The organism is Pontibacter sp. JAM-7 (genome assembly GCF_048548695.2).
Taxonomy (GTDB): domain Bacteria; phylum Pseudomonadota; class Gammaproteobacteria; order Pseudomonadales; family Balneatricaceae; genus Neptuniibacter.
This window is the reverse complement of record NZ_JBLYIF020000007.1, coordinates 204,283-223,546: the sequence shown is the minus strand read 5'-3', so window position 1 is coordinate 223,546 and position 19,264 is coordinate 204,283. Positions and strand designations below refer to the sequence as shown.

16 protein-coding genes are annotated in these 19,264 nt (G+C 50.2%); 7 read left to right on the top strand and 9 right to left on the bottom strand.

All coding sequences use genetic code 11. From position 1 onward, the window contains the following. Nucleotides 1–364: 364 nt before the first annotated feature. Together ACFVYJ_RS11425 and ACFVYJ_RS11420 are read left to right on the top strand one after the other, a co-directional pair. Complete coding sequence (locus tag ACFVYJ_RS11425; protein WP_419415962.1) at nt 365–850, top strand: DUF2489 domain-containing protein; 486 nt, start codon at nt 365–367, stop codon at nt 848–850. Between the two features lie 11 nt (nt 851–861). Continuing rightward, nucleotides 862–1,236 carry a hypothetical protein gene (locus ACFVYJ_RS11420; RefSeq protein WP_419415961.1) on the top strand — a complete coding sequence of 125 codons (375 nt, stop codon included), beginning with the start codon at nt 862–864 and terminating at the stop codon, nt 1,234–1,236. A 3-nt stretch (nt 1,237–1,239) separates the two neighbouring features. Here ACFVYJ_RS11420 and ACFVYJ_RS11415 read toward each other — a convergent pair whose 3' ends face one another. From ACFVYJ_RS11415 to ACFVYJ_RS11380, 8 genes are all read right to left on the bottom strand, one after another. Beyond that, a complete protein-coding gene (locus tag ACFVYJ_RS11415; protein WP_463255287.1) occupies nt 1,240–3,870 on the bottom strand; it encodes an ATP-binding protein in 2,631 nt (876 codons plus the stop codon). Then, the gene (locus ACFVYJ_RS11410; RefSeq protein ID WP_419415959.1) at nt 3,867–4,622 is read right to left on the bottom strand and encodes an ABC transporter substrate-binding protein; all 756 of its coding nucleotides are present in this window, start codon (nt 4,620–4,622) and stop codon (nt 3,867–3,869) included. The genes ACFVYJ_RS11415 and ACFVYJ_RS11410 overlap by 4 nt, the downstream gene beginning before the upstream one ends. Nucleotides 4,623–4,845: 223 nt before the next feature. Beyond that, nucleotides 4,846–6,921, bottom strand: a complete 2,076-nt coding sequence (locus ACFVYJ_RS11405; protein WP_419415958.1) for a TonB-dependent receptor plug domain-containing protein — start codon at nt 6,919–6,921, stop codon at nt 4,846–4,848. A 209-nt stretch (nt 6,922–7,130) separates the two neighbouring features. Then, nucleotides 7,131–8,825, bottom strand: a complete 1,695-nt coding sequence (locus ACFVYJ_RS11400) for a ShlB/FhaC/HecB family hemolysin secretion/activation protein (RefSeq protein ID WP_419415957.1) — start codon at nt 8,823–8,825, stop codon at nt 7,131–7,133. An 82-nt stretch (nt 8,826–8,907) separates the two neighbouring features. Next, nucleotides 8,908–9,702 carry a hypothetical protein gene (locus tag ACFVYJ_RS11395; protein ID WP_419415956.1) on the bottom strand — a complete coding sequence of 265 codons (795 nt, stop codon included), beginning with the start codon at nt 9,700–9,702 and terminating at the stop codon, nt 8,908–8,910. A gap of 175 nt (nt 9,703–9,877) precedes the next feature. Further along, nucleotides 9,878–10,543 (bottom strand): 2OG-Fe(II) oxygenase, encoded by a 666-nt coding sequence (locus tag ACFVYJ_RS11390; protein WP_419415955.1) that lies wholly within the window; start codon nt 10,541–10,543, stop codon nt 9,878–9,880. Between the two features lie 137 nt (nt 10,544–10,680). Further along, on the bottom strand, nt 10,681–10,830 hold the full coding sequence (locus tag ACFVYJ_RS11385) for a hypothetical protein (RefSeq protein ID WP_419415954.1): 150 nt from the start codon (nt 10,828–10,830) through the stop codon (nt 10,681–10,683). Between the two features lie 77 nt (nt 10,831–10,907). Further along, on the bottom strand, nt 10,908–11,531 hold the full coding sequence (locus tag ACFVYJ_RS11380) for a PRC-barrel domain-containing protein (RefSeq protein ID WP_419415953.1): 624 nt from the start codon (nt 11,529–11,531) through the stop codon (nt 10,908–10,910). Between the two features lie 445 nt (nt 11,532–11,976). On the opposite strand from ACFVYJ_RS11380, the gene ACFVYJ_RS11375 reads away from it, so the two are divergent. From ACFVYJ_RS11375 to ACFVYJ_RS11355, 5 genes are all read left to right on the top strand, one after another. Beyond that, nucleotides 11,977–12,390: a hypothetical protein gene (locus ACFVYJ_RS11375; RefSeq protein ID WP_419415952.1), complete on the top strand. Its 414-nt coding sequence runs from the start codon at nt 11,977–11,979 to the stop codon at nt 12,388–12,390. A 90-nt stretch (nt 12,391–12,480) separates the two neighbouring features. Then, complete coding sequence (locus ACFVYJ_RS11370) at nt 12,481–12,969, top strand: DUF411 domain-containing protein (RefSeq protein WP_419415951.1); 489 nt, start codon at nt 12,481–12,483, stop codon at nt 12,967–12,969. 15 nt (nt 12,970–12,984) lie between these two features. Further along, entirely contained in the window at nt 12,985–14,838 is a 1,854-nt protein-coding gene (locus ACFVYJ_RS11365; RefSeq protein WP_419415950.1) for a copper resistance system multicopper oxidase, read from the top strand. Nucleotides 14,839–14,848: 10 nt separating this feature from the next. After that, on the top strand, nt 14,849–15,553 hold the full coding sequence (locus ACFVYJ_RS11360) for a copper resistance protein B (protein ID WP_419415949.1): 705 nt from the start codon (nt 14,849–14,851) through the stop codon (nt 15,551–15,553). Between the two features lie 82 nt (nt 15,554–15,635). Next, a complete protein-coding gene (locus ACFVYJ_RS11355; protein ID WP_419415948.1) occupies nt 15,636–18,269 on the top strand; it encodes a heavy metal translocating P-type ATPase in 2,634 nt (877 codons plus the stop codon). 62 nt (nt 18,270–18,331) lie between these two features. Here ACFVYJ_RS11355 and ACFVYJ_RS11350 read toward each other — a convergent pair whose 3' ends face one another. Beyond that, complete coding sequence (locus ACFVYJ_RS11350; protein ID WP_419415947.1) at nt 18,332–19,225, bottom strand: LysR substrate-binding domain-containing protein; 894 nt, start codon at nt 19,223–19,225, stop codon at nt 18,332–18,334. Nucleotides 19,226–19,264 lie beyond the last annotated feature (39 nt).

The window sequence follows — 19,264 nt, the reverse complement described above, 5'->3', positions numbered from 1 at the left end:
TTCCCCATGTGAGAGTAGGTCATCGCCAAGCACCTAACATTAAAGACCCCCAATCGCTGACGCGGTTGGGGTTTTTTAATGTTTGGCGGGATGATTTACTGTGTACTACAAAGGGTCGATGTGACCACCTCTGTTCCGAAGGAACGAGGGTGGAAGCGCCAAGGGCGTCGCGAAGCGATTGGAAGTGCTGCTTTCAACTTATTGTAGGTCATCGCCAAGCATTTAATTAGAAAAAGCCCCGGTCACGCTGTGATCGGGGCTTTTTTGTTGCTCAAAATAAAAATCATGTGGCGTTTTGGCAATGCATCTTTAATGACAAGCCGGTAAGCTAGCCACGTTTGTTCAGGTCTGCCTTGGGTGATGAATGTCTGAATCAGTTGTCTACAGTCTTATTGCAATTTGCGTATTGGTCATTGTGCTTTGTGTGTTTTATCTGCTGCGTTATTGGCGGCGGTATAAACAGCGGGTGGCGTATGAAAATCAGCAACAACAGAAGTTGAAGCAGGAGCTGCGTGAGCGCCGGGCTTATCTGGTTGAAAGTGTCCAGGTGATCGCTCGTGCGGTTGGGCATGATGATAAGTTAACTCTGACGGAGGCATGCATGCGGCTGAGTACCTTATTAGAAAGTTTATCCCCCGAACTGGTTAAGCATCCTGAAGTCGCCGTGTTAAGAGAGATGCACAATCGTACGAGTCATATCCCCATTAAAGAGGGGTGGCAAAAACTGAGTAAACAGGAACAGTGGCGATTTAAACAAGAGATGGTTCGGCTGGAACAAGAGTACGAGACGAAAATCCATACGGCTGCGGGTTTTCTGGCAGCGTATGACTTTAGCAAATTGATTCACTGACGGAGGGTAGGATGGAATTTCTGGCTGTATTTGCAATTACGTTATGCATGACAGTCGGTCTTTGTCTTGCGCTTTTGTATGGTAAAGCGCCTACATATCGTCCGCGGCGTCAAGATATTCTGGTGCTGCTTAATGCCGTCCTTTCCGGCACTGCTTCGCAGGACCAGTGGACTGTTTTTTTGGCCTTACCTATTACCCATGATCCTGAGTTGGAATCTATTCGGCAACGCTGTATTGAACTGGACGAAGGTTCTGCAGCGGAGTCTGCTGCTTGCCAGGGGTTGAATGGTAAAATATATGACAGTGCAGGTAATGCGCGCTTAAAAGCCATTAGCGAATCATTACAGCAGCTGATTGAGCATGCGCCAGTGAGCCGTTGGTTCTAGTAGCTAGAACTGCTCGTGCTCGATGATTCGCGTCATGTGCCAGAGTTTTTTCCAAATAGTACGCAGTTGTTGTCCAAGAATCGCCTCATGCAATTCATTGCCGGCATTTTCCAGTTCTGGTAGTTGGTAGAGCCCGGCTAAGCCAACGATTTGGTGGCTGCACTCTCTCATCCCGGCAAAATCATGTTGATCAAATTGTGTTCGCAGGCTGTCGAGTTGTTGCTGTAGTTCATGAGTTAAGTCACTGTGACTGATGCCATATTGTTCTAGTTTTGTCCCGTTTTGTGCGTTTTTTTCATGGCTGCTGTTATTAGTTGATGCCGGGAAAAGCAGCTCTTCGATGGTCTGAAACAACTCATGATCATTGATAGGTTTAAGTAATACTTGGTTGACGCCTGCATCGAGTAACTTTTGGTGTTCACTGCTTATAATGTTTGCGGTTAATGCCACGATAGGTAGTTTCTTTTGGCTGCGCATGCGAATTTGGCGTGTTGCTTCAATGCCATCCATTTTGGGCATATGCACATCCATGAGAATCAAATCTGGACTCAGCCTTAAGCTTTTATCGACAGCTTCCTCGCCGTTGATAGCCTCATAAACCTTGGCGCCGGCTTTTTCTAAAATGCGGCATATGAGTAATCGGTTAAAGTTGTTGTCTTCAGTGATGAGAATGCGTGGTGAGCCACTGAATTGTAGATTCGACGCGTCTTGTTCCTGCGTTTGTTGTGCGTCAGGGGATAGTGCGTTTAGCAGCAACTGAGTTCGCACAGGCTTTCTTAGCTGGATCACTTTTCTTGGTAAATCCACGGCCATAGGTTGGCTGGACAGAATGATTACCGGATGAGTGGCATATTGTAGCATTTCACCCAGCTGCAAAATGGTTGATTCGCTTAGGTCGCCGGCGGGTAGTCCCCACAATATAGAGCTGTTAGGCAAGCTTTCTGCAAGCTTGGACATCTCTTCCAGCGATTTAGCGACATGGATTTTCTTAATAAACGTTTCTAGCAAGTACTTCAGTGCGGTACGTACTTCGCTGCAGTGGTCGTAGATAATTAAGTGTGGAACCTGCAGTGGAGTGACGATAGATTGCACCGGGCTGACCTTGAACGGTATCTCTAATGTTACGGTGGTGCCTTGGTTTTCTTCGCTGCTGAGTGCTATCGTTCCGCCCATTAATTCGGTGAGCTGCTTAGCAATCACCAAACCAAGTCCGGAGCCACCGTAGCGCCGGCTAATTGAAGTATCAGCTTGGTTAAATGCCTGGAACAGGTGCGATACCCGTTCTTCTGGGATGCCAGAGCCGGTATCTCGTACGATGATGCGCAGTTGTATTTGCTGTTCGCCTAGAGGGGTCGCGCTGACATACACGGCAATATGTCCCTCGGCGGTAAATTTTACGGCATTGCTGATCAGGTTGCTGAGTACCTGTTTAATACGTACTGAATCACCATGCAGGATGCGGGGTGTGTCAGGCTGGAGGATGGGAACCAGTTCCAGGCCTTTATCGTGTGCAAGTACGGTCTGCATTTCAAATACATCCAGAATACAGCTCTCGATGTTGAACGGCAGTTGCTCTAGCTCAATGGCATTCGATTCTAGCTTCGAATAATCGAGGATGTCATCAATGATCGACAGCAGCAGGGTGGATGTTAGGTTAATAATCCGGGTGTATTCTTTTTGTTCCATTTTCAATGGAGTTCGGTCGAGTAGCCGGGCAAAACCCAAGACTGAGGTAAGAGGAGTTCGTAGCTCATGACTCATTCTTGCCAGGAATTCGTCTTTGGCCGCGTTGGCATCGTCGGCCCTTTGCCGTGCGGTATCGAGGGCTTGATTTTGTTTCTCAAGATGCACAAGGGTAGAGCGCAAGCGCTGCGTGGCGCGATCGACCTGCCCCTCAAGATTCTGGGTAAAATCATACACCTGATGTCCAAGCTTATTAATGCCATGTGCCAGCTCTTTCAGTTCGCCGGTGCTTTTTAAGTTGGCTCTGGCTTCCAGGTTGCCACGTTGTAGTTCTTGAATAACGCGACTCAGATCCAGTATGGGGCGGGTTATTTGACGACCAAAGCGAGAAGCCAGCAGAAATGCCAGTAGGAAAATAATGCCGACCAGGACTGAACTACGAATGATGATTTCCTGCTGGCGAACCTGGCCCGGTTTATTTGAGAAGGCAACAATAACCCATCCAATAAATTCCGGACTACTGTATTCAGGCAGAAGCTCGGGGTTGTTGGTAATGTCAAATCCAGTAGTTGTAATAGGGTAGCGGAAATAGCTGAGGCTGCCTTCAATGAGCGGGAACTTGGCGGTTTCAAGTGGAATGTTGCCTGACGATGCTGCCCGTTGAACCAGTTTATAGTCTCTATCAAGGAATAGAATATCCGCAACTTCGTCCTGTTTCATGGCAGAAGTGATCAGACTGCGCAGTGCTGCTGCATTACCTGTCAACATGCCGAATTCGGCAGAAGAGGCAAGTAATTGGCTCATAATTAAGCCCTTCTCCTGGCGTTGAATATTGGCATCTTCAAGCCGGGAGGAGATCAAGTGTCCACCCAGGATGAGGGTGACCAGTAAGAGCGGCAGGAAGGTGATCAGTAACACGCGCTGGCGGATACCTAAACGCCAGCTCTTCATGGTTCCATTCCTTTTAACTGCTGTTGAATGATTTCAGGTGACTTAATGTTTATGCGCAATGAGCGGGCCGCGACCGGGTTGGTCACAACGTTGAAATAGCTCGGGTACTGTGCATCTGCCAGACGCTTTTGGCTTAGCCATTGTGAAAGTACTTCTGCGGTTTGTCGGCCAATATCATTCGGCTTAGAATAAACGGCAGCGATAGCGCCAGCTTTGACATACTTTTCTGAAAAACCGAATAAAGGTATTCCCTGCCGAAACGAGATATATAAAATCCACTTTGCGGTTGTGCGGTTAAACAGAGACTTATCCGGCAAGGTGAGTACTACATCACTGCCTGCAATCAATGGCTGAAGTTTCTGCATTGGATTGTCATTTTCACTGAGAATAGCCTGTTTGATCTTTATGCCTTGAGCCGCACCAAGCCGCTCAAGTTCTGGCAATTCTTGCTGTGAATAGGCGCCCAGTGCAGTTGCCAGGGTAGCGGTATCAGGTTTAATAATTCGTATCAGATTAAATTGTCGTTCCAGCGGTTGGTCCAGGAAAACAGCAGTAAAGTTCTTCAACTTCTGGCGTGGGTGTGGTGTGTGTTTTTCTAATAACCCCAAGTAAGTGCGTTTGGGTAAAAATGCCATGATCAGGGTTTGCTCAGGTGATAAGTGGGTAAATGCCTGATCTGAAGCTTGGGAGCCTATAGTCACCACTGTGGGATAGGTTTTAGCATTACCGTGTATTGGAGCAAGTTCATCCATGGTTATCAGGGTGAAAGGCTCCGCAATTTGGTGTGTGATCGCAGAGGCTACCTTTTGGTAGGTGATTTGTTCCCCGCTGGTGACGATGAGTACCTGGGCGAGTGCCGGCTGTATGATAAATAAAGAACACAGTACCAGCCAGCGAAGCCAGGTTGGCTTCGTGTTTCTTAGGGCTGGGTAATTCGAGTTCCTTGGCATCTTTACAGTCCGTGTGGTACGCCGGTCAGAAGCTTAACTTGAATTGAAGGTAGGTGCGTCGGTCAAACTCGTTGTAGCGATAAAATTCTGAATATTGTTTATCAAACAGATTTTGAATAATGACTGTCATCGAGAGTGTGCTGTTCCAGTCAGCGGCGAAGTCGTAGGATAACCGCAAGTCAGTCCGGTCATATTGGATGTCATCATCCCGGTCATCGGTGCCTTCCAGCCAGCGAGCGTGATTCAGGTAATAGTGGGCCAGGCTGATAGAACTCTGCACAGTTGGTTTGGTGCTTAATAGAATAGAGGCAAGGTGAAGTGGAGCGGTTTCATCCAGTGGTTGAACGCCTTTCAGGCCTCGGTTACGGTCGCCTTTGACGTTGTTATAGCTGTAGTTAAATAAGGCGGATGATGCATGGCTGGCTTTTGAGACGTATTTGAACTGGAACTCAAACCCCTGATTGGTCCAGTTATAGACGTTGTCCTGAATGATGTAACGGTTGTCCAGGTCAGTAGCCGTCACGAAGGTAGAGCCGATACCATCATCAATGTCTTCATAGAAGATACGCAGATCCAGTTGGCTGTTAATGTCTGGAAACAGTGAAAAGTAGCCAATTTCGGCAGAGCGGATTGTTTCTGGATCAATGTTAGGGTTGGCAGCAGTATAAATATCATCGTCAACCCCTAGGGGGAAATGTAGGGTGTAGCTGCTGTTGGCCGATAACAGGGAAGGCATACGGTAGGCCTGTGTTGCTGCCGCTCGTATCGTGCTGTTTTGATCAATCAGGTAGTTGGCAGCGAAACGGGGTGAAAATGCGGTGCCGGCTATGCTGCTGTGTTCAATCATGCCGCCCAGGTTGAATACCCAGTCAGGTAGGGTTTTGAGTTCAACATTACCAAATAATCGCCAGCGGGTTTCATCAATCCAGTGGTTATTGGGTTGTTGAATCAGAGCACCACTGCGTGCCCGGGCATAGCGACCAGCGATGCCTAATACAAGGCTTACCTCGTGACTCGGCTCTATGGTATGCAGGTATTCCAGCTCATGGGTTTCAGTGGTACCGACTTCGGAGTCTTTGAAAATACCCGTTGGGTTTAAGGCATTCAATTGTGCTCCAGTGTCAGGAGGCAGAGCCCCAAAATCAGCTTCCAGCAATGCCTGTAATTCGGCATCGCTGAAGCGCGGGGTTTCCATGTCCAGGTAATTGTGCTGGTAGTTGAGCTGGAAGGAGTGGATCGGGTTAACGATATGTTGCCACTGTACCGCCTGGTAATGCGCAACATGTTCCCGGGATACAAACTCGGCTTCAGCCGGATTAGCTTCATTGCCATTACCGCGGTACGCGTGGCCGCTATTAATGCCTAAGCTTACATTGAAGGTATCAACCAGCGTAGGGGTGAAAACTGCCTCAATATTGAGGCGGCGGGTCAATCCACTATCTTGGTAGCGGTGGATACCGTCATTTTGAGTAAAGCCGGCGCTGAGTGCTAAGCGCATGCCGTTAATGCTTGTTGCATGTCTGAGATTATAGGTCTCGGTTGATAATGCACCCTGCGTGGTAGATATTTCGGTGCCCTGGCTCTGTATAGGGGAACGGGTAATAATATTGATGGCGCCTAGAAACGCATTGGAGCCGTGAGTTGGTACGTTAGAGCCGCGAACGACTTCAATCTTTTCAATATCATTTACTGTAATGCCCAGCGCTTCCCAGACTACCGTTGAAAGCAGAGGTATATAAACAGAGCGGCCATTAAGCATGACTTCCATCTGTCTTGGGAAGTCATCACTGACGCCGTGGTAGCTGGCAGCAAATTTGTTGCTGTGGATATGGTAGACATTCATGCCGGGTACTAGACGTAACAGGTCAGGGATGTTGAGGGCGCCAGAAGTTTCAATCATCCGTCGGTCGATAATACTGATTGCAGCGGGGGTTTCAGTAAGCTTTTGTGACAGGTGTGTTGCTGAAATAACTTCAGGGATATCAATCAGCAGGTCTGCTTCGGTTAGCAGAGGTAGTGGTTCTTCGGCGGATGCATGCAGTGGCAGGGAGAGTATTGCCAGCAGCAAGTGGGCGCGGCGTGATAGTAGTACTGGCTTCATCTGTTTATCTCGCGGCACAGGTCAAGGGAGAAGGCCTTCCCTTAACTGCTTAGACGGTCAGGTTATTATCATACTTTCAAGCCAATATATATGATTATGGCAGCCATGACGATGGCTTCCAGAATGAAACCGTTGTTTTCTAAAACCCAATTCAGCATCGATAGTCCAGATATAAAACTGACCCGAGTCGTCTCGGGTCAGTGGTTAGTTTAGAAAGACCAGCGCAGATTCAGATTATAGAAGGGACTGTGATCACCGGTCTCTATATGGGGGTCGCCAGTGGGCTTGGCGTACTCCAGACCAATACTGTAATGCTTGGTATCGGTAATTTCTAATCCCAGTGCATAAGATGAAATTGAACTATCAATATTCGGATCGTTCAGTTCGGTATGCGCAGTATCCATGGCAATGTAGGGCTCGAGACGTTTCGCATAAGTGCCGTTAATCGGGAGCAAATAACGCAGTTCAAGCTCTGCAGCCATGCCTCGATCGCCCTGTGCCTGACCATCATCATAACCTCGGCCAAAGCGCTTGCCGCCATAGCGGATTCGTTCTGATGATGGCAATACATCATCTGAGTAAAACAGGCTGCCCTTTGCTGTGACGCGCCACTGCGGTGCAAGCGACTGGCGCCACATGCCTTCTATTTTATAGTAATTGAAATACAGGTCTTCTGATCCGGTACGGGAAGCGCCGCTTTGTGTAATCTGGTTTTGATTGTTGCCCAGGTCAAGGCCTTGTTTCATGCTGCCGGTAAGCTGCCAGAAACGAATCTTATTCAGGTCCTGCCAGCGCGAGACTAACTCCAGAGCGGAGTAGCGCAGGTTCTTTTCGATATAGATAGGTGCGAACCCCTCAGGCGTTAACTCATAGTTAGAGGTTTCGTCCAGGTAGTGAAGATTACCTCCCAGCCACCAGCTGGAAGTGCGGGTGAGGTTGATGGGGTAATTTACCCCGAGTTTGAATCGGTCGCGGTTTTTGGTTTCTTCGTTATTAACCGGGATATCGGTGATATAGAAGGTGTCGTCGTTGTTACTTTCAAAGTGGTTGGCAGAGACGCTCAGTTGCAGACCTTCGTCGCCAACCTCCTGCTGGTAGGCAATATTTAAATAACTTTTGACGCTATCACTGGGTGTTAGCGCGGATACGGTCAACCGGTCTGCGTTGGAGGTTAGCGAGTTCAGCGTCAGGCCCAGCTGTACTCGCAGGTCATCCTGATCGCCGTCTAAGTTGAAACTGCGGTTGGTTTTGCGTACTTCGGTAGCTTCGACCAAAATTTTGGTGGCGCCGGTGGTGGTGACAGGCCGTGGTACATTGACTTTAAATCGATATCCCGGAGTTTTTTGTATCAGGCTGACGTAACGTTCGTACCCCTTGCGGGTGAGGGGTTTGAGTTGTTGCAGTTTAGCAACCAGACGCTCGATACGAGCGCGGACATCTGGGTCTTCAACTTTGATTTCGCTCTGGGTGATGTGCCCTTCGATCAACATGATCACCAGCTTGCCATCGGCCAGTGTTTGGCGTGGCAGGTGAGCAAAGGATAATGGGTACCCCTTGGCAAGGTAATGTCGGGTGATATTCTGCAAGGCGGTTGCCAGTTCGGCTTTAGATGTCTTTTTGCCACGAATTGCTGCAACCATCGCTTGCAGTTCAGCGTCACTGAAGACACTGCCGCCCTGAAATGTAATTTGTTGCACATTAAATTGCGGCAGGCTCTTAACTTCCTCACTCGCGACAGGCGGTTGGGGTAGTTTAGCTTGCTCCGGTTCGAATTCCGGTACCGGCTCGGTTGGACCGTCGGGTTCAGCAATAAAAGGCGGTTCCGTCGCATTAGCGGGAACAATAAAACAGCAACCGCCAAGCAGTATGCCAGCGATAATATATGAGCGCTTAGAGGGGTTCATTGGGGTGCCTGATCCTTTGGCTTAACTTATATCCGATTGTGCTTATGTACTTGCCAGACTTTAACACATACCAACTGACGTTTTATAGTAGTCCGCCCACTAGTGGATCCAGCAAGCCATCATCAACTTGGTCAAGCAGGTCGGTCAGCGGATCAAGCAGAGAATCCAGCGGAGTGTCATCTAAGGTTAGCGTGTCCAGTGTGTCGGTAAGAGAGTCGACCAGCTGTGTATCAGAGCTGTTGCCGGTGAGCAGGTTGTCGACGGATTCAGTGATTTGGTTAAGACCGAGCAGGCTATCGTCATTTATAAGCAAGCTGTCTAATGAATCGGTAATGGGCTCCAGGAGAGGTTCATCTCCGCCCAGCAGACCATCAAGGTTGTCAGTGAGAGGCTCAAGGATTGGGGTTTCTGGCGCGAGCACGTTATCTAGATCGCTCGCCAATGGATCAGATAGTAAATTGTCTACAGTGCCGCCAATCGGTTGTAACAGGGAGTCCACAGAACCGAGCAGCTGATCAGTTTCTGTACCCAGCAATAAATCAACCGTGCCGGTTAGATCAGACATCACCCCGCCAGATGTGTCATCAAGTGTGCTTGTCAGGCTGGTGAGCAGTCCCTGATCCAAGTCTAACAGGTCGCTTTCCAGATCTAATAAGTCAGCAGAGAGTTCAGAAGGCGCTTGGTTTTCTCTCGTGTCGGGCTGTGGGTTAGGCCCAAATCCCACTGTTGTATGGTTATCACTGACAACAATATCTGCGTCGATGCTGTCGGCGTCAGAAGGCATTACACGGGTGGATTGGGATGCTGTGCAGCCAGCACCCAATAGCGCTGCGAACAACAGACAACTGGTGAGTAAGGGTTTGAGAACTGTATCCATGTGTTTATGCCAATGTGACATAACTGTTTTCTTAACAAGTAGTTATGTCTGGTTCGATTTTCCTATCGTCAGAATTACCTTAATTCCCAGGCGCGATTATAGCAAGTTTTGAATAAAAAATGCCCAGCGGGTTACTGCTTATGAGTGCACAGTGGCATGGCCGTTTTCATGGGGCTTATGCAGGTGGATCAATGTGGTCTAGCCTAGTGCTGTTGATACGATACCAACCGGCAATACTATAACGCTCACGGCAGGCCGGAAGTACCTCGTGGGGGAAGTGCTCACTGAGAAATAGCACTAGGGTACCAAATGCGGGCTGAACTTTGATCAGTTCTGAGTGGTTATCTTCTGCATAGATTATCAACTCGCCGCCCTGACCAGGTTCCCAGCCGCGGTTGAGGTATGTCACCACCGACAGCACTCGGTTGGATTGGCCGCGAAAGGCATCGAAGTGCTTTTTGTAAAAGTCACCCGGTTGGTAATAAGCAAAGTGGCTCTCAAACGAAAATAACCCCATAAACAGGCGCTGGTTTAAGAAACAGCGAAGTTGTTCCGTCCACTCCAGCCAGGTGTTCACTGCAGGCAGGTGCGGTTCAATCCATAAAATCCGATCCCGGCGGATAAAGGGGTTCTTGGTCTGCTCTGGACCACGCCCAACTGAGGCTGCCCGAAAATTGTATTCGTCTTGTATGGCCAGTGCTTGCATGAGCGCATCTGTGATAGTTTCAGGCAGCGAGGCAGGCAGTACAGCGTAACCTTGGCTTTCTAGCTTTTGGGCAATTTGTTCGAATAGCGCAGGGGTTTCCCCTTGGGGGATGTCAGGTGGAAGTAGGGAGTGCATGTGGGCGCAACCTGAGTGGGTGTAAGGCTGCTATTTACACTACATCTGAAGCACAGGATAGTTATTTCTCATTAAGACTGAAAATAAAAAAAGCCTGACCGAAGATTCGATCAGGCAAGGTCTGCCCAAGAGTGAGTCTACTCTTTGGTGACGGGAGACTGAACGTCGTAGCCCTCTTCACTCAGCAGGTAGCCTGCCGTGCCGCCAACGGCCGCTCCGACAAGCAGACCACAGCCCTGCATGCTAAGGCTGAGTGCAAGTACAGTACATATCAAAATATGTTTCATTATGATTACCTCCTCATTACAGAGCACAAAGGGCCCTGTTATTACTGGTATGAGTGGTTATTCGTCCATGGGTATTGTTAGCTGGTGCCGCCGGCTGCAGTTGGCTCTGTTGGTAAGGAGTCTATCGCAGTGAATTCGCTTAGCGGCAGGTCGTCGGGGAGGGAAATATAGCCCTCGCCATGAAACTCAGCGGACTGTTTGATGATTTTAGCTGAGCTGTTTAATTTGACGGCACTGTTGGCAATGGTAAGCGCTTCTAATGGCACAGCAACGATTTTTGCGCCAAAACCCAGGACCCCACCTGAGGAGATGACCGCTTTATATTCTGCGGCGCTCATGTTGCGCACAATATCAGTGACTATGCCGACGGTATCGCCGTCGTTGTCTACTACCACCATGGACGACAGTTGGGCGGGAGTCAGCTGATAAATAGGATTGGTTTCTGCTGGCTGCTTGTTGGCAGCGGATTTATCTGACCAACTGCTGTCAGGTCTCAGCTCGCCGGCTTGGGTTCTCAGTTGGTTGGCGGGCGTGTTGGTTTCCACCTGGACCGAGGGGGCTTCCAGTTGAATTTTTACTGGAGAGGTTTCTGCAGTCAGTTCAGCTTTTGTATCAGCGAATGCCTGGGGTGCGGCCAGTGCGGCCAGTGCGGCCAGTGTGCATGTCAGCAGCGTGGTTTTAAACTTCATTGTAGAACGCATGATTACCTCCTTAAGGGTATTAACCACATAAGTTGCCAATGGTGTTGGGGCAACTCTGCGAATGAACTTAATAAAGGCTTAGCGAAGAGTGTGCCAAACGGAGGGTTGATAGAGAAAGTCAGTACCGAAGATCTTATTTTTTTACGTAATTGCATGAAAAATAATAAGAATTTAATTTTCATTCAGTGTAAGCGAAACGTAGCTTGGTTAGTTCGTGTCAGGGGTGGTGAGGTGAACTTGATTTGCAGAATGGTCTTAAGTTATTGATATTTAAATAATTATTATATGTCTCCAAAAAGAGACATTGTTTTTCATATATAAAACAGTACCTTAGGTTTCCAAGTGGGGTGACTGTCGCTGATCAGATACGCTTTGAATCTTTGCCGGATGCAGGGGTCAGAGCTTATACTTGGATAGATATCTACTCGTGTTCTGTAGGATATAGATGTTGTTTTATCGCCTGAAACAAAACCTGCTGTTATTACTGATTGTCGCTGTGACCTTTCAGGCGTCCTCTGTGGTTCAGGCTATCACGGCCGATGCTGCAGAAGCCCATACCGGGCGAATGGTCAACTGTCATGCCGAGATGAATCAATCGGTTCAATTGTCTCAGGCAGGTGAGAACATTTTAGACTGCTGCGACCATGCATCCTTGTCAGCTGAGCCAGCTAAATCAATGTCATCCTGCTCTCCCGGACATTGTGCAATGCTGCTTTGCGCAGGCGCCAGTTGCGGGCTGCCTTCTCTGACTCTTGCTGCTGATATAGGTCCACAAATCAATCATATAATCTTGCCTGCTGTGGCTTGGCGCTCCCGGGCGATCTCTCCGCTGTTACGCCCTCCCATTCTATACGCCTGATGCATTCCCGTTGCGTTGAACTGATCGGCGCAGCACTCTTATTATTGCAAAGCGATTACTCGATGGTCGCTGAATTATTGGGTGTTAGTTATGAAAAAACGTGGATTACGTCGTTTTAGTGCGGCTGTATTTGGCCTGTGTCTGAGTCTGTTATATGGGGTGGTTGCCACCGCAGCGGATAATGCTGAGCTGAAGGTATATAAAAGCCCCACCTGTGGCTGCTGTACTAAATGGATTGAACACTTGGAGCAACAAGGGTTGCAGGCCACCGGTTTACACCCGACGAGTATGCCAGCTGTGAAACAACATTTTGGCATCGCCCCGGCCTACCGTTCCTGTCATACCGGGGTTTCTACCGAGGGTTATGTGTTTGAAGGCCATGTGCCGGCCAAATTTATTCGTCAGTTCCTGGCATCGCCGCCTGAGGGTGCTATCGGTTTGTCGGTACCGGGCATGCCTGTCGGTAGTCCGGGTATGGAGGTCGATCAGCGGTTTGATGCCTATCAGGTCCTGCTGTTAATGCAGGACGGTAAGGTTGAAATTTATCAGGCGGTGAACTCGTCGGCAGAGCAGTATTAAGTTGGGAGATTGATTATGAAGCCTACTCTATTTACTGGTCGTCACGGGCTCACCCGTCGTCAGTTTGTCACCGGCTTGGCTGTGGGTGGTGTGTGTTCGGCATGGACAGCGCCAGGGGCAAAACTGTGGGCAATGCCGTCGGCATCAGCGGTACCTGAACTGACCGGCAAAGACCTTAAGTTAACGCTCGGTCAGCAAGCGGTGAATTTTACCGGCACTGAGCGAATTGCGACCACAGTCAACGGTTCATTACCGGCGCCCACGCTGCGCTTGCGGGAGGGTGATGAAGTTACCATTAGGGTAACCAATACATTGGGGGTCGATAGTTCAATTCACTGGCATGGGATTATTCTGCCGTCCGAAATGGATGGGGTGCCGGGTTTTTCGTTCGATGGCATTCAGCCGGGGGAGACGTTTCAATATCGTTTCAAGCTCAACCAGTCAGGCACCTATTGGTATCACAGCCATTCCGGGTTTCAGGAGCAAACCGGCTTGTATGGTGCTTTGATTGTTGAGCCTAAAGCGCCTGCCCCGTTTGCGTATGATCGTGATCACGTGGTGATGCTGTCAGACTGGACAGATGAAGACCCTATGGCTGTTTACCATAAGCTGAAAAAGCTCAGCCATTATTACAACTTTAATGAGCGCACGTTTCAGGATACCTGGCGCGACATTCAGCAAAAAGGTGTTAAAGCCACGTTACGCGAGCGTGAGATGTGGAATGAGATGCGTATGAGCCAGACCGATATCGCCGATGTCACCGGGTATACCTATACCTATCTGATGAATGGCGTTACTCCGGCAGACGGTTGGCAAGGGCTGTTTCGGCGTGGCGAAAAAGTTTTACTGAGGTTTATTAATAGCTCTGCGATGACCTTTTTTGATGTGCGCATTCCCGGTCTGAAAATGACGGTGGTGGCAGCAGATGGTCAATATGTCGAGCCGGTCACGGTAGATGAGTTTCGTATCGGTGTAGCAGAAACCTATGATGTGTTGGTTGAACCCTGTGCTGATCAGGCCTACACCTTATTTGCGCAATCGATCGATCGCTCCGGCTATGCCCGTGGCACACTCACCCCGGACCTTGGTTTGACCGCACAGGTGCCTGAGCTCGATCCGGTACCGTTGTTGGGACATGGGGAAATGGGTATGGGTGGCATGCATGCAATGCATGGTATGGATCACGCAGGGCATCAGATGACCGATAAAACGCCCATAGATCATTCCGCTCATGTCATGCCTGATGATCAGCCGATGGAGCATGCAGGGCATGCAGGGCATGCAGGGCATGCCGGGATGAGCCATGCAGGTCATGGCAGCAAGGCATCTACACTTGCCAGTGATAATCCAGGGCCTGTGATCCATGCGGCAGCGGAATATGGCCCTCATGTTGATATGCGTGCGGAAGCGCCGCAATACCGATTGAATGATCCGGGCATTGGCTTGCGTGATAATGGTCGGCGGGTGCTGACTTACGCAGATCTGAAAAATCTCGGAACGACCCCCGATCCGCGACCTCCGGAGCGCGAGATTGATCTGCACCTCACTGGCAACATGAGCCGGTATATGTGGTCGATTAATGGCGTGCCGTTTGCTGACGCTGATCCGTTGCATCTCACCTTTGGTGAGCGGGTTCGTTTCAACTTGGTTAATGACACCATGATGAATCACCCAATGCACTTGCATGGGATGTGGAGTGATCTGGAAACCGGGGATGAATCGCGCCTGCCGCGCAAACATACAGTGATTGTGCAGCCGGGCTCACGCATCAGTTATCGGGTGACCGCAGATGCTCGTGGCCGCTGGGCTTTCCACTGCCATCTGATCTACCACATGATGGGTATGTTTCGTGAAGTCCGGGTGAGTTAAGGAGCGCATAATGAACATAACTAAGTATGTAGTATCGATGTTTATGTTACTGCCAGCTGTTGATGCCTATGCCATGGGCGATGCGGACCCACTAGTGGGCATGGTCAAGTTTGATCAATTAGAGTTTAGAGATGCCAGTGAAGGCAAACCTTTGGTGTGGGAGGCTGAAGCATGGCTGGGTTATGACTTGAATAAAGTAAAGTTAAAAACCCGGGGTGAGCGTTTGGATGGTGTCACTGAGTCAGCCGAACTGCAGCTGCTCTACAGTCGGGCGATCGATCCTAACTGGGACCTGCAGTTGGGTGTCAGGCATGATTTCCTGCCAAAGCCAGACCGTACCTGGGGTGTCGTTGGCGTCGAGGGTTTAGCACCATGGTATCTGGAAACGGATGCGGCACTCTTTATCGGTGAGTCTGGTCAGACAGGTATACGGCTTAAGACAGAGTATGAGCTCATGCTGACTCAGAGGCTGGTATTGGTGCCGGAGTTGCAGTTGACCGCTTACGGCAAAAATGATCTGCAATATGGGATTGGCTCCGGATTGTCGGATCTGGAATTGGGTATACGCCTAAGCTACGAGTTTAAGCGTGAATTTGCGCCTTATATCGGGCTGAATTGGGAACGCTTGCTGGGCAAAACAGCCGATTTGGCGCGGGATGAAGGACACGAAACTAATGACCTGCAGTGGGTTGTCGGTGTCAGGTTCTGGTTCTGATGACATAACCTTATGTTGCAATAACAGGCGTGCATACATTTTTATGAGTGGATGCTGCGCCTGATGAGTATTGAGGGTCACCATGGTTAAAGATGCAGCGACTCCGCCTTGTTGCCAGCAAGAAGGCTCAGCAATGTCAGATGGGCAGTCTGATACAACGATGCAACGGGAGTTCCTGATAGAGGGCGCCGGTTGTGCCAGTTGTGTCAGTAAAATCGAACAGGCACTGCAGGCAGTGTCAGGTGTTGAGACTGCCAGTATGGACTTTCCGTCCCGGCGAGTCAGAGTGGTGGGTCAGGTGGCAAATCAGGCCTTGATGGATGCAGTTGCTACTGCGGGTTATCAGGCTCGGCCGGTAGTACAGGGCGATGGCTGCACTGGCGCAAAAAATGCGCAGGATACTGGAGCAGCATCTAAAGCTCAGAACCCGCCGAAAGCCATGTCGCAAAAGGCAGCGGTGACCAATGTCGAGTTGCTTATTGATGGCGCCAGCTGTGCCAGCTGTGTGGCTAAGATTGAGAAGTCACTTAACGCAGTACCGGGTGTGCGGAGAGCCAGCATGAATTTGGCTGAGCACAGTGCATCCATAGAGGGCGATGCGTCTCTGGATGCGTTAGTTCTGGCAGTGGAGTCTGCCGGTTATCAGGCACGTGCCAGAGGTGACCTGGCCGATACTGAGCTGATGGCCGAAAAAGCGCAGGCTGATCAGGCGAACTATCAAAAACTCATACGGGATATGGCGATTGCCCTCTCGTTGGGTGTGCCGCTGATGATTTATGGTCTTTTCATCGGAGAAATGACCGTCTCTACCCCGGCACAGCGCTTGTCCTGGCTGTGTGTCGGCGGCCTGACATTGGCAGTAATGCTGTTGTCTGGTCGGCATTTCTATCTCAGTGCCTGGAAGTCCATGCTCAATCGAAATGCCAACATGGACACGCTTATCGCACTTGGTACTGGTACCGCCTGGTTGTATTCCATGGTCGTAGTGATATTTCCTGATTGGCTGCCGGAGCTGACCAGGCATGTGTATTTTGAAGCGACTGCCATGATCATTGGTTTAGTTAACCTTGGGTTGGCGCTGGAGGTACGTGCTCGGGGGAGAACGTCTGTGGCGATCAAGCGGTTAATCGGTCTGCAGGTGAAAACGGCACGGATACTGTGCGAGGGTGTGGAAATTGATGTGCCGATTGAGTCCGTGGCACTTGGCGATCAGGTCAGAGTGAGGCCGGGTGAAAAAATCCCGGTGGATGGGCAGGTTGCAGAAGGGGAATCGACAGTTGATGAGTCCATGTTGACGGGTGAGCCTATGCCAGTCAGTAAACGTGGGGGCGATGATGTTGTTGGTGGCACGCTGAATAAGTCCGGTACTTTGTTATATGTTGCCACCCGTGTCGGCAAAGATATGGCGCTTGCGCGAATCATCGATATGGTCAAGCGTGCCCAGAACTCTAAACCGCCGATCGGCCGGCTGGCTGATGTGATTGCCGGTTATTTTGTACCCGCTATTATGATTATCGCTGTGGTTACCGCCCTGGTGTGGTTGAACTTTGGGCCGCAACCTTCGCTGGCGTTGGCGATGGTTTCTGCCACTACCGTACTGATTATTGCCTGCCCCTGTGCATTGGGATTGGCAACACCGATGTCTGTGATGGTGGGTATTGGTAAGGCAGCGGAAGCAGGGGTGTTAATTCGTAATGGCGAAGCCCTGCAAACTTCCGCCCGCCTGACGACGATGGTTTTGGATAAAACGGGTACTATCACCCAAGGCGAACCAAAACTGACCAAAATTGAGATCATCGGCAGTCTGGCAGAAGAGGATATATTGCAGTTATCTGCCAGTCTGGAGCAGGGATCAGAGCACCCACTGGCGGATGCCATTATACAGGCAGCGAAACAGCGACAACTGACATTATATGGGGTGGATGAATTTAAAGCGTTGGCCGGACATGGCGTATGCGGCAGCATAAATGGCAGGTTGGTTGCGCTGGGTAATGCGGCCATGGTGCGTCAGTATAAGGTTGATCTGGAATCTGCGACTGATATTACAGCATCAATGTCCGCTGAGGCGGTCACGCCACTGTATCTGGTTGTGGATGGCGCATTGGTGGCGGTGCTTGGTGTGTCTGATCCGGTGAAACCAGACTCAGCGGCGGCGGTTGCACGCCTGCAGCGCAATGGCATTAAGGTCGTGATGCTCACTGGAGATACCTATGCCACCGCGCGTTCGGTAGCTGCTGCGGTGGGTATTGATAAGGTGGTGGCGGAAGTGTTGCCGGAGCATAAGGCGGCAAAAGTTCGGGCGTTGCAACAGGATGGAGAGGTTGTTGGTATGGTCGGAGATGGGATAAATGATGCTCCGGCGCTGGCGCAGGCCGATGTGGGGTTTGCCTTGGGCACCGGAACCGATGTGGCGATGGAAAGTGCTGATGTCACGTTGATACGGGGATCGCTACTGGCGCTGGCCGATGCCATTACTATCAGCCAGGCAACTCTACGTAATATTCGGCAGAACCTTTGGGGTGCTTTTATTTATAACAGTGCCGGTATTCCGGTGGCCGCAGGGCTGTTGTACCCGCTGTTTGGTGTGTTGTTGAGTCCGGTGATTGCGGGTGCAGCCATGGCGCTCTCTTCCGTGACTGTCGTGAGTAATGCGAATCGATTACGGCTGCTTAAAATCAGGCCTGATGCACAGGAGCGGACTGATGCTGCTGGTTAACCTGCTTGGTCTGTTGTTGATTGGCTTGATCATCTGGTGGTTCTGGTTACATTAAGTTGCGGTTATGGGCTGGGTGGCCAGTTTGCTGGGGCATGTAAATTCTCCGCCAGATGGTCCACTAACATCCTTACCTTTGTGGAAAGGTGTCGATTCTGGGGATATACCGCCCAGATGCCTTCTCCGGTTTGCTGGTGCTGATCCAGTACCGCAACCAGTGTGCCCTCAATCAGGTGTGGCACAACGTAGTAATCAGGCAGTTGCACTAGGCCAAGGCCTTTCAGGGCAGCGTCCGTCAGCGCTTCACCACTATTGCAGCGCATATTGCCCCGCACCTTGATGTGCCGTTCGTGCCCCCGTTCCTGAAAGCGCCAGTAGTCCAGCGTACCCAACAGGCAATTATGCTGGTTTAACTCAGACAGGTGGGAGGGTTTGCGATGGTTGGCAAAATAACTGGGTGAAGCGCAGACATAGAGTGTTCGGGGTGCCAGTCGTTTCGCCATTAAACTGGAATCTTCCAACTTGCCAAGACGAATTGCCAGATCAAAGCCGCCCTCAACCAGGTCCAGTTGCTTGTTGGTGAGAAATAACTGCACTTCCAGTTCCGGGTACTGCATTAAAAAATCATGCAGTAATGGCGCAATCCGCGCCTGGCCAAAGGTGGTGGGCGCGGTGATTTTTAGCTTGCCCCGCGGTGTGGTTTGCAACTCCTGCAGCGAGCGTTCAGCAGACTCAAGACCGTCCAGTACCTGGCGGCAGTGTTGGTAGTAGAATTGTCCGGCCTCTGTGATGCTGACTTTACGGGTGGTGCGATACAACAGTTTGCTGGAGAGTCGGTTTTCCAGTGCGCTGACCTGTCGGCTAACCTGCGCGGTAGAGATATTCAGTTGTTTGGCGGCTGCAGTAAAGCTACCTGTCTCAGCTACCGCGACAAATTCACAAACGCCTTCCCAATTCATGATTATTACCACACAGTAAATATTATTTAATAAAATGGT